This window comes from Microvirga makkahensis, from assembly GCF_009830105.1.
GTDB lineage: Bacteria > Pseudomonadota > Alphaproteobacteria > Rhizobiales > Beijerinckiaceae > Microvirga > Microvirga makkahensis.
In genome coordinates, this window is record NZ_WURB01000037.1 from 1 (window position 1) to 12,687 (window position 12,687).

A 12,687-nucleotide genomic window follows, 5' to 3' on the forward strand; every position below is an offset into this window, starting at 1 on the left:
GTAAAAGGCCTGTGCCCGGGCGATCATCTCCTCCGGCGGATAGGAACGAAATGAGCTCAGAGGCTCAAGGACCAGACGTGTCATGCAACTCTCCAGGGCCGGGTTCACGTCACCCGTTCCACCACGGAACGCAGGCTAAGACCCTGAACGACGATTGTGAATACGACCACGGCATAGGTTGCGGCGAGCAGGGTCGGTTTCTCAGCGACGTCAGGCAGGGAAAGGGCCAGCGCGATGGAGATCCCGCCCCGCAGGCCGCCCCGAGTCAGGACAGGGACGTCCCAGCGGCAAACGTCTGCCGCACCCGCAGCAGCAGGACCGGGATGGCCACGGCCAGCAGACGGGCGAGAAGCACGAGGGGAATGCTGGCAAGGCTGAGCCAGGCAAAGGCGGGATCGAAGCCGACGACCAGGACCTCAAGCCCGATTAGGAGGAAGAGCACCGAGTTCAGAATTTCGTCCACGAGCTGCCAGAAGCCGAACACATAGCGCTGCGTGAGCTCGCTCATGGCATCCTGCGGGCCGCGGTTGCCGATCAGGATCCCTGCCACCACTACGGCGATGGGACCGCTCATGTGGAACTTGGCCGCTGCTGCATAGGTACCGGGGCAACAGCCAAGGAGATCAAGGTCTCCAGCGGATAGTTGTCGATCACGCGCATCGAGCGATAGGCGACATATCCGGTGATAAACCCGAGGATCGCCCCACCAACAGCCTCGATGAACAACTCTGCGATGTGGCCCAGGCTGGTGCCGCCCTCACCTTCTCCGGCTGCAATGGCGAGAAGAATCGTGAACACCACCACGCCGACCCCGTCGTTGAACAGGGATTCCCCGGACATGTCTGCCTCAAGGGTTCTCGGGCACCTGCACGGCTTTGAGCGTGCTGAGGACCGCGACGGGGTCCGTGGGACTGATCAGGGCGCCGAACGCGAGCGCCCATGCGAGCGGGAGAGGCACTCCAAGTGCACCGGAAACCCGCCACAACCCGATGCCGATGATCGCGGTCGAGATCGCCACCCCGGCTGTTGCCATGATGCCGATGGGCCATGCCCGCCGCGCAGCAATGAGAGGTCAACGTTCAGGGCGCCCGCGAACAAGAGAAATGCGAGCAGTCCGTTGAGCACGGTCGCCCTGAAGTCGACCTGTCGCAACAGAACCGTCAGGTCCTCGTAGAGGTGCTCCTCGGGCCGGACAAACTCGGCGCCGATCAGGACCAGGGAGGCGACAAGCCCCATCACCAAGAGGCCAATGGTGTGAGGAAGCCGGATCAGCACATGATTAAGCCAGCCGAAGACGGCTGTCAGAACGAGAAGGACGGCAACGAGATCGAAGACGGAGAGCACTTGCCGTGTTCCTAGTTCGAGGAGGGGGTGGAGCGCTGCCCCCCCTCTTGAAGATCCCGACGAAGCGCAGCGATTTCCGCCCGAAGAGCGGCAATTTCTCTTGCCCCTGCCACTTCGCCCTGCTCCGACGCTGCGTCGCGGCCGACGAAAAATGACGCGAAGCTCGCGGTAATGTAGCCGAAGACGGCAAAGCCGTAGACCGCAAGCAGAAAGCACAGAATGCGCCCCTCCGGGGTCTCCGGCCAGAACTCGGACCCCATGGTGGCCAGCAGCATCCCGGTCCACCAAAGTGCGTCGGCATAGCTCTCGAAGCCACCGTCGACCTGAGACGCCGGCTCGAAAGCGAGCATGCCACCGGCGCCTAGAAGAGCCACCAGCACGGTCAGGCCTGTAACATAGCCAAGACCACGGCGGCTCAGACTGGCCCGAAGGGCGTTCATGCCCCGGTTTGCCGTTCCGACGATGCGCACCAGCCGAAGACCTCGCACGGCACGGGCGGCGCGCAGAATGGGGAGCGCGCGAAGGAGGCGGAAAGCCGGAACGATAAGGGCGATGACCGTCAGCCAATTCCGGCTGAGGAACGTAGCCTTCTCGGGTGCGAGCGCAAACCGGATGGCGAATTCTATCAGAAAGGCAATCCAGATGACGGTGCCGAATGTCTCCAGAGCATCGAAGGTTCCCCAGACCGATTCCACCACCACGAGCAGCAGCCACAGGAAGCTGAGCACAAGCATGGGGGTGCGCAACCATTCATCAAGTTCCTCCAGAGCACTCCAGCGTTCATCAGGGCTCGCGGCGGATTCATGGCCCTGAGGATCATCGACCATAGGCAGTCTCCCGGATGTTTGTAGGAGACAACCATCCTCACCGGCGAACAGGTCCGGCACGACCTCTGAGGTCCGTCGGGAACGAGCTCGGTCGCGGGTCAGCCTCATTGATGCCGTACACCAGCTCCCGCCCCCTGCGGGAAGCGGCGCGGATGTCGTTCACGACCCTGCGGCCGAGCCTGTGGGGAACCACGGCCGTGAACTCCGGCCAGACCGTGATGTCCAGGGTCGGGCCGGAGAAGATCAGGCCGATCATCATCGCCATGATCATGATCGCCCATCCCAGCAGCATGGTCTCGGGAATCGGCTTTCCAGGCGCGATATCCTTGCCGCGGTTGCCGGTCATCGTGATGAAGAACAGATCGATGGGAACGGCGGCAGGTAGCCCGAATATGCCGAGCCCGATCACGGCGGCGCCATAGCGACAGTCGCGCACCCGAAGGTCAGCTTGGCACGTCGCCAGCAAAACCTTTTCGGGCCTGCCGGGTCGGACTCAAGGCTTTTCTGCCTTTCGCGGGGCCTCGCTTGCGTCAAGTCGAACCGTTCATCAAATCATACCGTTCATATGGATTCGAACGGCATATCGCGCGGTCGAGGAGGAACTCTTCTGACTTCGACGTCTTCTATCCCAGGTCGGGGACGTGGGCGTTCCGGAAAGCGACGCTCCCGCTCCAGCATAAGCCGCGGCTAGGGACGGAGCATTCAAAGGCGCCGCATGTTCAAACGCTTCATCATCAATCCACCGGTCTTCTTCGGTGCTGTCGCCACCATAGGCATTTTTCTCGCCATCGGGGTTGTTCTTCCGGATCGCGCCAGCGAGGTTTTCAGTGCCTTGCAGGCCGCCATTCTCGAAAGCTTCGGCTGGCTCTATCTTCTCGCCGTCGGCATCTTCCTTGCTGCCGCGCTTCTCCTCTGCCTGGGCCGCTACGGTCGATTGAAGCTCGGACCGGACGAGTCCACTCCCGACTTCAAGTTCACCTCCTGGATCGCCATGCTTTTCGCGGCCGGCATGGGCATCGGCCTCATGTTCTACGCCGTAGGAGAGCCGATGACCCACTTCATGACGCCGCCGACGGCCCAGCCTCGTTCGGTCGCGGCGATGCGGGAGGCCATGTCGGTCACCTTCTTCCACTGGGGCATTCATGCGTGGGCCATCTATGCCATAGTCGGCCTGTCGCTGGGGTATTTCGGTTACCGCTACAATCTCCCCCTCACAATCCGGTCCGGCCTCTACCCGCTCCTCAAGGAGCGCATCAACGGTCCCATCGGTCATGCGGTCGACATCTTCGCCATTGTCGGCACCATGTTCGGCATTGCGACCTCCCTCGGCGTGGGGGTCTCCCAGATCAATGCCGGCCTCAACTATCTTCTGGGCCTTCCCATCGGCCTTGAAGTCCAGCTCCCCCTGATCGCGGGCATCACGGCTCTGGCCACGATTTCGGTCGTCACAGGCCTCGACAAGGGGATACGCATCCTCTCCGAAACCAATCTGGTCGTGGCGATCCTGCTGATGATCTTCGTCCTGGTCGTCGGACCGACGGCGCATCTCTTTCGCGATTTCGTGCAGAACCTGGGTCTCTATCTGGACACGCTGCTGCTGCGCACCTTCAACATCTATGCCTACGAGCCGACGCCCTGGGTCGATGCCTGGACGCTCTTCTACTGGGCTTGGTGGATTTCCTGGTCGCCGTTCGTCGGCATGTTCATCGCCCGCATTTCACGCGGCCGCACCGTGCGCGAGTTCATCACTGCCGTGCTGTTCATCCCGGCCGGCTTCACCTTTTTTTGGATGACCGTTTTCGGCAACACCGCCATTTTCGTGGATACCGGCGTGGCGGCCGGTGCGCTTGGCACCGCCGTCGCCGACGACGTATCGGTCGGCCTCTTCAAATTCTTCGAATATTTGCCGTTTTCGGGTCTCACCTCCACCCTGGCCGTGCTGTTGGTCGGGATCTTTTTCATCACATCCGCGGATTCCGGCTCGCTGGTCGTCGACTCCATCGCCGCAGGCGGCGAAACCCAGACCACCACCGTCCAGCGCGTATTCTGGTGCGCGCTCGAAGGCGTCGTGGCCGCCAGCCTTCTCCTCGCCGGCGGTCTTGGCGCCCTGCAATCGGCGACCGTGGCCAGCGCCCTGCCCTTCACCTTTGTCATGCTGGCACTGGTCTGGTCACTACTGCTCGGCATGCGTGCCGACCTCGCCCAGCAGCAGGCGCACGCCAGCAGACAGCACGCTCCCCCTGCCCAGCCTGCCGCGGGCCTCACCTGGCAGCGCCGCCTTGCACTCATTCTTCATGCCCCGACCGAGGCCGAAGTGGACGGGTTCATAGCCGCCCAGGTGCGCCCGGCACTCGAGCAGGTCGCGAGAGAGCTGAGCGCGCGCGGCCGCCCCTCGCATGTGATCGAGGAGGAAGGGGGGGCCATCGCCCTGCGCTCGCCGGCCGAAGGTGTCCGCGACTTCATCTATGGCGTCAGCCGCAGCGCCCAGCCCGTGGCCACCCTCTCCCCGCTCGATGCCGGCAAGCCAGAATACCGTTACGAGGCCCGCACCTACTTCTCCAGCGGCGGCCGCGGTTACGACATCATGGGCATGCACCGCGACCAGATCATCGCGGACGTTCTCGTTCAGTTCGAGCGCTATCTCCTGCTCGTCCAATCGCCGGCGACGCAACTCGTCCATGGCGCCCCGGAACATGAGCTTGATCCGCCCTCACAATGATGGACATCTTTGCCGGAGCTTCCGAGGATCGGGAGGGCGATCGATGCTGAAGACGAGACCTCATTCCTGAATGCGCTGCGCCAAGTTGCGGCCGGAAACGCACGCGGCAGGCATGCGGGCAAGCCAACCGCGAGTGGACGATCATGTGGAACTGGATTACGAGCAACCATCAGGTCATCGGCACGCTGGTGAACATCGCGATGCTGTTTGTCTGGATCGCGTACTTGCAGGTGTTCGTCAGCAGCTATCGCCGGCAGAAGAGGTCCAGTATCCTGATCAACCGCAGCTCCGGATCCGGTCTCGATGCCCGGTGCCTGATCAGCAACATGAGCGCCGAGGCCATCTACATCGAGAGTATCATCGCGACCGTCGCGACAGCCGAAGGACGCTGGAGCTGCCCGGTGACCGAACCGCTGGAAGGCCGCTCGGACCTGGATCTGAAGACCCGGCAAGGCCCGTTGCAAGCGGGACGGTTCATCGACATCGGATCGTTTCAAAGCCTTATCGAGCCTGCGCTTCGAATGGGCACCGTCGCCCCGAACCGCTCGGAGAACCTCGTCGCCGTCGAGATCAAGGTGATTGCGGCGCATGGCTCCGAGGATCTTCTTGCCGGTGCGACACGCCGGTTCGACGTGATCCGGCAACAGGACCGGCTGCTCCTGAGGGGGCATGTGGTCGGGACGCATCAGATCCGGTCCCGACGAGAGCGGGAGAGGCTCCACGACGATGTCGAACTGGACCTGTGATCGACGAGAACCGGCTCACCCGGGGTCTCTGTTTGGCCACTGCGCCGATGCGGGCTTGACGGCTCCCCTGTTCCTCAGCGTCCTGGCGCTTGCAGCGAAGCAGCTCGGGCCTGGCCCGGAGGCTTTCCTTGCGTGCGAGCGGAGCTCGCTGATGGCTTTGCCGGACAATGATACGCCTATGAGGCCCGCGGAACGAAGCCCATTCTGTCGAGAGCTTCCCCTTACGTCCTAGCCTATCGGGACCTGTCCGTCGCTCACGTCAGGAGCAAGGATCGGCAACTCTATGGATCCGACATGCTTCAGCACGGGCCGGTGTCGGGCATCGACCATTTCCTCAATTGCCAATGGCCACGCCCTCCCGACGGCTGTCTGCTCCACCGGTGAGGCCGCCGGGACCGACCACGATGACCTGAATACCCGAATTCATTTCGATCACCGTCACCTCGTGACCCTTGGCCTCGAGAGCCGCTTTCCAGGTTTCGGCTTCCGTGCCGGCCTCGATTTCGGTCGGGCCGTTACGACTGCCGAAATTCGGCAGATCGACCGCGGTCTGCGGATCGAGTTTCCAATCCAGAATGCCGACAAGGCTCTTGACCACATAGGGGATGATCTGGCTCCCGCCGGGCGAGCCCAGAACCGCGTAGAGTTTGCCGCCGCCGTCCAGCACGACTGTCGGCGCCATGGAGCTGCGTGGCCGCTTGCCAGGCTCCACGCGATTGGCGACCGGTTTGTCCTCTTCGACCGGCGCGAAGTTGAAGTCGGTCAGCTCATTGTTCAGAAGGAAGCCGCTTCTGGTCATGATCCGGGCACCGAACCCATCCTCGATAGTGGTCGTCATCGATACGGCATTGCCGTCGCGATCGACGACCGAAATATGGCTGGTGCCAAACTCGATGCCATCCGAGGGGGCGAAGCGAAATTCCGTCTTCTGGAACGGCGGATCACCGGCCGTCGCCCGCCCCATGGACGCATCAGGGTTCACAATTGCAGCGCGGCTCTTGAGATAGCCTGGATCGACAAGGCCGCGAACCGGGACATTCACGAAAGCCGGGTCGCCGAGGTAAAGCGCCCGGTCGGCAAACGCGAGACGGCCGGCCTCCGCCATCCAATGCACCGCCTCTGGACCGAGCGTCATTGCCGCCATGTCCTGAGTTTCGAGCACGCTCATGATCTGCTGAACGGCGATACCGCCGGAACTCGGCGGGCCCATACCACAGATGCGATAGGTACGGTAGGAACCGCAGACGGGTTCCCTCTCCTCGACCTTGTAGGACTTGAGATCCTCAAGAGTCATGTCACCCGGATTGGTGGCGTGGCGTGTAACGGATGCAACGATATCGGCTGCGATGTCGCCGGAATAGAAGACATCCGCTCCCTTCTCCGCAATGTCGCGTAGCGTCCGGGCGAAGGCCGGGTTCCTCAGAACCGCGCCGGCAGGTTTCGGCGTGCCATCCGTCTGGTAAAAATAGCCACGGGCGATGGGATCGTTCTGGAGAAATTTCTCCTGACCGAGAAGGCCATTGAGCCGCGGCGAGATCGTGAAGCCGTCCTCCGCGAGGCGAATGGCCGGCGCGATGACCTGGGGCCAGGACAGCTTGCCCCAGCGCTTGTGGGCCGCCTCGAGCAGGCGAAGCGTGCCGGGAACGCCAACCGACCGTCCGCCGACAACCGCATCGTAGAACTTCATCGGCTTTCCGTCAGGCCCCAGAAACCGCTCCGGCTTCGCGGCAGCGGGCGCTGTCTCGCGTCCGTCCAAGGTGATGAGTTTGGTCTTGTCCCAGTAGAGAAGAAACGCGCCTCCGCCGATGCCGGAGCTCTGCGGCTCCACGAGGTTGAGAACGAGTTGCACTGCGATCGCAGCATCGACCGCGCTTCCCCCGGCGCCGAGGATCTCCCGTCCCGCCTGGGCAGCGAGTGGATTGGCGGCGGCGACCATATCGTGAGCGGCTGTGCCAGCTTGCTTGGCGATCCGCCCCGTCCCGGCTTCAGGAGCAGGAGCATCGCTCTGGGCTAAAGCGGCAGATGTCAGAAAGGGTGTGAGGGCCAGCAGACCCGCGCCAAGAAAGCGTCGCCAAGGAGCGGAAGCAAGTTTCGTCATAGAGGCAGTCCTCAGAGGGCACCAGCCAAGGAGCATAGCAGCAGACGCAGGTCTCGAGGAACTCCGATGCTATCACAGGGCATTTCATCCAAACCCCGTCGTGTCTGAGCGAGAGAAAGCCTCGTCAGGTGATCCAGGATCTTCGAACAGGATCCCATAAGGGTCTGCCTCACTCCGGTCATGGAGAAGTTCGGCTTTGGTCAGCCCCGTGCCGGAAGGCCTCACACCGCGGCGCTGACTTCGTGGCCCCCGGTCGGGAAGTCTTGACTCAGAGAGGGGCTACCCTGACCCGAAGCGGCGTTTGGAGTGGGCCGGCTGGACGAGATCGCCAGGCGAAATAGCCGCTTGGGCCGACGTCAAAACTGGCATGGGAACCTTTCAATCAACCCACCATCCAACGAGTTGCGTGACCCGCGCAGTCAGTCGCGCCCATGGAGGAACTCATGCCGGTCCGCTTTGCTGCCTTTGCTCCCGTCGTCGCATTTGCCATGCCGGCCACGGCCGCCGATCAGATCGAGAAGGCTCCGCCAAGCGGCGCCCCCAAGCAGGTCAGCGATCTTGTGAAGCTGCCCGACTTCCTGGCGGGGCTCGGTCAGCTCCATGCCGACCCCAAATCCCTGCCGACCGAGCCGTTCCTGGCCTGCGATCGCGACGGGCGCCCCGTCAGCACGGTCTACATGCTTCCGATCGAGGATCTCTCGAACAAGGACAAGCGCTTCGACGATCTCGCAGCCCCCGGCGGCAAGGTCGGCCATGTGGCGCCTACTTCGACGCGGGGCACCCTGGTGTCGAGAGGCCCCACGCGCACATCGTGCTGTGGCATGTTCCGAAGGCGGACGAGACCCGGGTGGCGGCAGGGTGGTGATGTCGCGCAGCACCGCCCTGCGGATCGGCGGGGTTTCTTCGCCGGTCCGGCACGACCCCGGCTCCCGTCGGCTGCTGAACCGGTCGAGTCCGAATGCAGACCAACGCGGATGACTCGCATGGCTGGTCCGATCAGGCTGGCCTGCGCATCGAACCCGGGCAGACGATCCGCTGGAGTAACCTGCCCCCCGGGAACTCGCACGCGACGACAGCCTTCCATCCAAAGAACTTCAAGCGGCCGCTGCGCATTCCCCAAAGCGCCGAGCCCTGGAACTCGGATTGCCTGCTGCCGAACGATACGCTCCCGGTCACTCCCACCGTAGAAGGCATCTACGACTTTTACTGCGTCCCGCACGAGCATGCCGGGATGGTGGGGCGGATCATCGTCGGTCGGCCCGGGAGATCTGCGCACGACAGTTTCAGTCGCAGACGGGAATTGGCGGGGGGCCGCTCCCTGAGATTGCGCTCCGCGCCTTCCCGTCCGTCGGCGAGATCATGCGCGTTGGCTGCCGATAGACGGCCCGGTGATCCGGGCCGGTGCGATTGCCCAGATCGGCGCTCTGTCGAATTGGCAGCCATGAGGTTTCGTTTTTCGCTGACCGGCACCGAGAACGATCGAATTGCTCCGGCAGGAGCGGAGCATCATGCAACGTCCAGGGATGGACACCTCCTTGGTCCACCGGAATGCCGCGCTCCACAATCAACTCCTCCGGATCGCGCAGGCATTTCCCCACACCTATCAGGCGCTCTTCACGGGCGAATAGCAGGAGTTTCCAGGGGCATCCCCCTGGCACGGGTCATCAGAAACAGCTCCAGGTTCACATACTCTGGCGATCCGAACGGGTAAGGCTCCGCCCTCACTCCCACCATGCAATTCCGAAATCGCCGTTGCAGCGACCCGACACTCTGCCATTCCAGGCGGTAGAGCGGATAGCCCGTCGGGTGGGATTGCGGGATCACGCTGCTCGCAAGTTTGCGTCCCCAATGATCATCATGGCAATTGGCGCAGGAAAAGTTCAGCTGTCCCTGTCGCCGTTCGTAAAGTTCCTGGCCCAGGGCTCGAAACGGTTCGAGGCGTTGGTCGTCGCCCGCCGTGATCGGCATGCCCCGGGATTGCTTTCCGATGAAAGCCGCGAGCGCGAGGAGCTCCCGGCTCTCGTATGGCAGCGGCGTGGCGTTCTGGTTCACCTCCCGGCAGATATTGATGCGTCCCTGCAGATCGATGGGGCGGCTCTGCTCCGCGAAATAGACCGGATAGCGTGCGGCGACGCCCTTCATGCTCACAGCGGCATCGCCGTGACAATCGGCGCAGGTGCGGCCGCTCGCTCCCGTCCTGGCACTCCAGAGCGCCTCGCCCTCGGCAACCCAGAGCATGCCCGGATTCGACGTATCGTCCTGCTGAAGGACCTGCGACTCGCGGCTCATGAACTCGAAGCCGGATCGCCGCTCCTGCGGCAGCGCCTCCGGCGCCAAGGCGAGTGCGGCGCCGAGGCCAAGCGCTCCGGCGATGCCGGCATTCCGAAGTTTCCTGTTGGGCAACCCGCTCATTCGACGACGATCTCGGCAGTCTCCAGATGAGCCTGTCCCTTGTCGTCGATCCACCGGAACGCGATGCGCCCGCTCTCCGTCGCGACGGTCGTGAACGAAAGGAACGGATTGGCTGCGATGGCCGGGAACAGATCCGCGCTGAAGATCTCCTCCCCGTTGTAGGTGCACAGGAACCGGCTGATGATGTCACGCGGCACGAGCCCTCCGTCGGGCCCGGTCCGGTAGCCGGTCTCCATCGGATGAGAGACGAGGGCCTTGATCTCGATGATCTCTCCGCGCTTCGCCTTCGAAGGAACGTTGATGAGGGCGCGCGCCATGGTCAGCTCTCCACGCAGGCCGGCAGGGTGACGATGAGTTCAGCGCTATCCGACCAGAAGGTGCCGTCGCTGAGCCGGGCGATCGCGACGATGTTCTGGGAATCGCCCAGGCGGATGCGGGTCGAAACGACGGCCCGGCCGGCCCGCGGACCGAGATGAAAAACGGCGACGTTCGGCTGCGGATTCTTCTCGTTGAAGATGGCGATCGTCCTCACGAAGTCCTGCTGCGTCATCGGGCTTTCGACCGTCACCGTCAGGGGAACGGAGTTGCCGTTCTCGACAAGGGGTGGTATGTCGAGGGCGACTTTCCCCGTCTGAACCTCCGCCTCGCCGACGAAGGCCTTGATGGCCGAAGCCATGCTCTCGGGCGTCGCCCGGGCGGGGCGTGCAACGATCAGCGCTAGGCAGCCCGCTCCCGCAGCAAGCACGTCACGCCTGGTCGCACCCATAGATCCTGATCCTTCGCTCATGGAGCCTCCGTCAGTGTTGCGAGGAACGCGACCACGTCCTCGATCTGCTCCGCACTCAGCACGGGCTTTCCCTGCCATGCCCGCCCGACCCGGATCAGCCCTTCGCGGCTGTAATAGGGAGGCATGATCGTGGCAGGGTTGAGCCGCCGGCTGTCGACGAGTCTAAGCCTCAGCTGTCCTTCGGACCAGCGGCTCCCGACACCGCGCAGATCAGGTGCGAGATCGCCCTGGAAGCGCTGCTCGGGGAAAGGTCCGGAATGGCAGAGCAGGCAGAGGCCCTTCCGCCGGTCCACGACGATCGCGCGACCGCGGGCGGCGTCGCCCTTGATCCCTGTCAGCGGTTCCGGAATCGCATCCCCGACGATGGTGAAGGGTCGGAGCTCCTGGGCGTGCGCCGGTCCCGCGACAGCCGCAGCCAGAGTCAGAGCCGCCACAACGACCGGGAGAACGCCGGCGCGTCGTGCGAACGACGCGCTCGATGCTCTACCCGAAGACTTCGGCGGTGATGGTCTTGAACCACGCTTCGGCATAAACGGCTTCCTGTGCCCGGAACGAGGGCGGCGCACCCATCGGGCTCGTTCCCCCAGCCCCTTCCACGTCCGTCAGCACCCCGTTGACGGGACGATAGACGCCGGCGACCGAAATTCCGTAATCGGGCGCGACGAGGCTATAGCACGTGTTGACGAGTTTGGGTTCGACCGGGGCCTGCCCTCTCAGGAGATTCGTGATCGCCGCGGCGCAGACCTTGCCCTGAGCATTGGCGGAAAAGGCCGATTTCGGCATGCCGCCGGCGATCGTGGCATCGCCGATCACGTGGATGTTCGGCTGAAGCCGGGATTCGAAGGTCACGGGATCGACCGGGCACCATCCGGACCGGTCGGAGACTCCGGCCGCCTGGGCGATCTGCCCGGCCCGTTGCGGCGGAATGACATTGATCACATCGCCGGTGTGGCTGTCGAAATCCGTCACGAGCGTTCTGGTCTTCGGATCGACCTCGATCACCTTCCCGCCGGAGGACAGCGGCACCCACTCGATGATGTTCGGATACAGCGCCTGCCATGCCGCCTGGAACAGGCGCTGCTTGGAGAAGCTGTCCTTCGCGTCCAGGATGAGCAGCTTGGAGCGCGGCTTGCGCGTCTTCAGGTAATGCGCGATCAGGCTCGCCCGCTCATACGGCCCGGGAGGACAGCGGAACGGGTTGCTCGGAGGGGCGATGATGACCGTGCCACCGTCCTCCATCGCCTCGAGCTGGCGCCGCAGGAGCGTGGTCTGCTCCCCGGCCTTCCACGCGTGGGGCAGGACAGCGGATGCGGCCTCGTCGTAGCCGGGCAAGGCATCGAACCTGATGTCGATTCCCGGGGAGAGGACGAGGCGGTCATAGTCCAGTGCCGCGCCGTCTTCGAGGACGACGCGACGGTCTTCGGGAGCGACCCGGACCGCCCTTTTCCGGACGATGCCGATTCCTGTCCTCTCGAGAGCGTCGAGCCTGAACTGTTGGGCCTCGATCGGACGCAGGCCCGCCAGCACCGCATTGCTCAGGGGGCAGGCCGTGTAGACCGGGCCCGGCTCGACGAGTACGACGTCGAAGCCGCTGCGCCGCAGCTCACGCGCGCAGGTAGCGCCTCCGAAGCCGCCTCCGACGACGACGACCCGCGCTGACGTCTGCGCGACGGCATGACGGTGAACGGCAGAGGCCCCGAGCGCCATCGCCCCCAACAACACCCTGCGGCTCAATGCTCCGGACATGCCGTCAC

General features: G+C 63.8%; 11 protein-coding genes and 2 pseudogenes. 3 read left to right on the top strand and 10 right to left on the bottom strand.

From position 1 onward, the window contains the following. Window positions 1–104 precede the first annotated feature (104 nt). From GR328_RS24245 to GR328_RS24255, 3 genes and pseudogenes are all read right to left on the bottom strand, one after another. A pseudogene (locus GR328_RS24245) lies at window positions 105–1,344 on the bottom strand (cation:proton antiporter). Between the two features lie 11 nt (window positions 1,345–1,355). After that, on the bottom strand, window positions 1,356–2,171 hold the full coding sequence (locus GR328_RS24250) for an ion transporter (RefSeq protein ID WP_160888238.1): 816 nt from the start codon (window positions 2,169–2,171) through the stop codon (window positions 1,356–1,358). A 37-nt stretch (window positions 2,172–2,208) separates the two neighbouring features. Next, a complete protein-coding gene (locus GR328_RS24255; protein WP_160888239.1) occupies window positions 2,209–2,607 on the bottom strand; it encodes a hypothetical protein in 399 nt (132 codons plus the stop codon). A gap of 279 nt (window positions 2,608–2,886) precedes the next feature. Here GR328_RS24255 and GR328_RS24260 point away from each other — a divergent pair, with 279 nt between their 5' ends. Continuing rightward, on the top strand, window positions 2,887–4,890 hold the full coding sequence (locus tag GR328_RS24260) for a BCCT family transporter (RefSeq protein ID WP_160888240.1): 2,004 nt from the start codon (window positions 2,887–2,889) through the stop codon (window positions 4,888–4,890). Between the two features lie 143 nt (window positions 4,891–5,033). Then, window positions 5,034–5,636, top strand: coding sequence for a hypothetical protein (locus GR328_RS24265; RefSeq protein WP_160888241.1), 603 nt, complete (start codon window positions 5,034–5,036; stop codon window positions 5,634–5,636). A gap of 334 nt (window positions 5,637–5,970) precedes the next feature. Here the strand turns inward: GR328_RS24265 and ggt are convergent, their stop codons facing one another. Then, window positions 5,971–7,734 carry a gamma-glutamyltransferase gene (gene ggt / locus GR328_RS24270; protein WP_160888242.1) on the bottom strand — a complete coding sequence of 588 codons (1,764 nt, stop codon included), beginning with the start codon at window positions 7,732–7,734 and terminating at the stop codon, window positions 5,971–5,973. Window positions 7,735–8,153: 419 nt separating this feature from the next. Continuing rightward, the gene (locus GR328_RS28740; RefSeq protein ID WP_160888243.1) at window positions 8,154–8,489 is read right to left on the bottom strand and encodes a hypothetical protein; all 336 of its coding nucleotides are present in this window, start codon (window positions 8,487–8,489) and stop codon (window positions 8,154–8,156) included. 203 nt (window positions 8,490–8,692) lie between these two features. Here GR328_RS28740 and GR328_RS28395 point away from each other — a divergent pair. Beyond that, window positions 8,693–8,926 (top strand): annotated as a pseudogene (locus tag GR328_RS28395) (cupredoxin domain-containing protein); the annotation flags it as partial. 422 nt (window positions 8,927–9,348) lie between these two features. Here GR328_RS28395 and soxA read toward each other — a convergent pair. From soxA to GR328_RS24305, 5 genes are read right to left on the bottom strand one after another with little or no spacing between them, the layout of a single operon-like run. Further along, entirely contained in the window at window positions 9,349–10,146 is a 798-nt protein-coding gene (soxA, locus tag GR328_RS24285; RefSeq protein ID WP_160888245.1) for a sulfur oxidation c-type cytochrome SoxA, read from the bottom strand. Beyond that, window positions 10,143–10,463 (bottom strand): thiosulfate oxidation carrier complex protein SoxZ, encoded by a 321-nt coding sequence (gene soxZ, locus GR328_RS24290; RefSeq protein ID WP_160888246.1) that lies wholly within the window; start codon window positions 10,461–10,463, stop codon window positions 10,143–10,145. The genes soxA and soxZ overlap by 4 nt, the downstream gene beginning before the upstream one ends. Window positions 10,464–10,465: 2 nt before the next feature. After that, window positions 10,466–10,912 carry a SoxY-related AACIE arm protein gene (locus GR328_RS24295; protein WP_160888247.1) on the bottom strand — a complete coding sequence of 149 codons (447 nt, stop codon included), beginning with the start codon at window positions 10,910–10,912 and terminating at the stop codon, window positions 10,466–10,468. Window positions 10,913–10,929: 17 nt separating this feature from the next. Then, entirely contained in the window at window positions 10,930–11,358 is a 429-nt protein-coding gene (gene soxX, locus GR328_RS24300) for a sulfur oxidation c-type cytochrome SoxX (RefSeq protein ID WP_425487073.1), read from the bottom strand. A 58-nt stretch (window positions 11,359–11,416) separates the two neighbouring features. Continuing rightward, window positions 11,417–12,679 carry an NAD(P)/FAD-dependent oxidoreductase gene (locus GR328_RS24305; protein ID WP_160888249.1) on the bottom strand — a complete coding sequence of 421 codons (1,263 nt, stop codon included), beginning with the start codon at window positions 12,677–12,679 and terminating at the stop codon, window positions 11,417–11,419. Window positions 12,680–12,687 lie beyond the last annotated feature (8 nt).

Excerpts from the sequence above, each read along its gene's own strand:
- GR328_RS24250 (WP_160888238.1), bottom strand. The coding sequence starts at position 2,171 with ATGGTCGATGATCCTCAGGGCCATGAATCCGCCGCGAGCCCTGATGAA.
- GR328_RS24260 (WP_160888240.1), top strand. The coding sequence starts at position 2,887 with ATGTTCAAACGCTTCATCATCAATCCACCGGTCTTCTTCGGTGCTGTC.
- GR328_RS24265 (WP_160888241.1), top strand. The coding sequence starts at position 5,034 with ATGTGGAACTGGATTACGAGCAACCATCAGGTCATCGGCACGCTGGTG.
- ggt (WP_160888242.1), bottom strand. The coding sequence starts at position 7,734 with ATGACGAAACTTGCTTCCGCTCCTTGGCGACGCTTTCTTGGCGCGGGT.
- GR328_RS28740 (WP_160888243.1), bottom strand. The coding sequence starts at position 8,489 with ATGGCCGACCTTGCCGCCGGGGGCTGCGAGATCGTCGAAGCGCTTGTC.
- soxA (WP_160888245.1), bottom strand. The coding sequence starts at position 10,146 with ATGAGCGGGTTGCCCAACAGGAAACTTCGGAATGCCGGCATCGCCGGA.
- soxZ (WP_160888246.1), bottom strand. The coding sequence starts at position 10,463 with ATGGCGCGCGCCCTCATCAACGTTCCTTCGAAGGCGAAGCGCGGAGAG.
- GR328_RS24295 (WP_160888247.1), bottom strand. The coding sequence starts at position 10,912 with ATGGGTGCGACCAGGCGTGACGTGCTTGCTGCGGGAGCGGGCTGCCTA.
- GR328_RS24305 (WP_160888249.1), bottom strand. The coding sequence starts at position 12,679 with ATGTCCGGAGCATTGAGCCGCAGGGTGTTGTTGGGGGCGATGGCGCTC.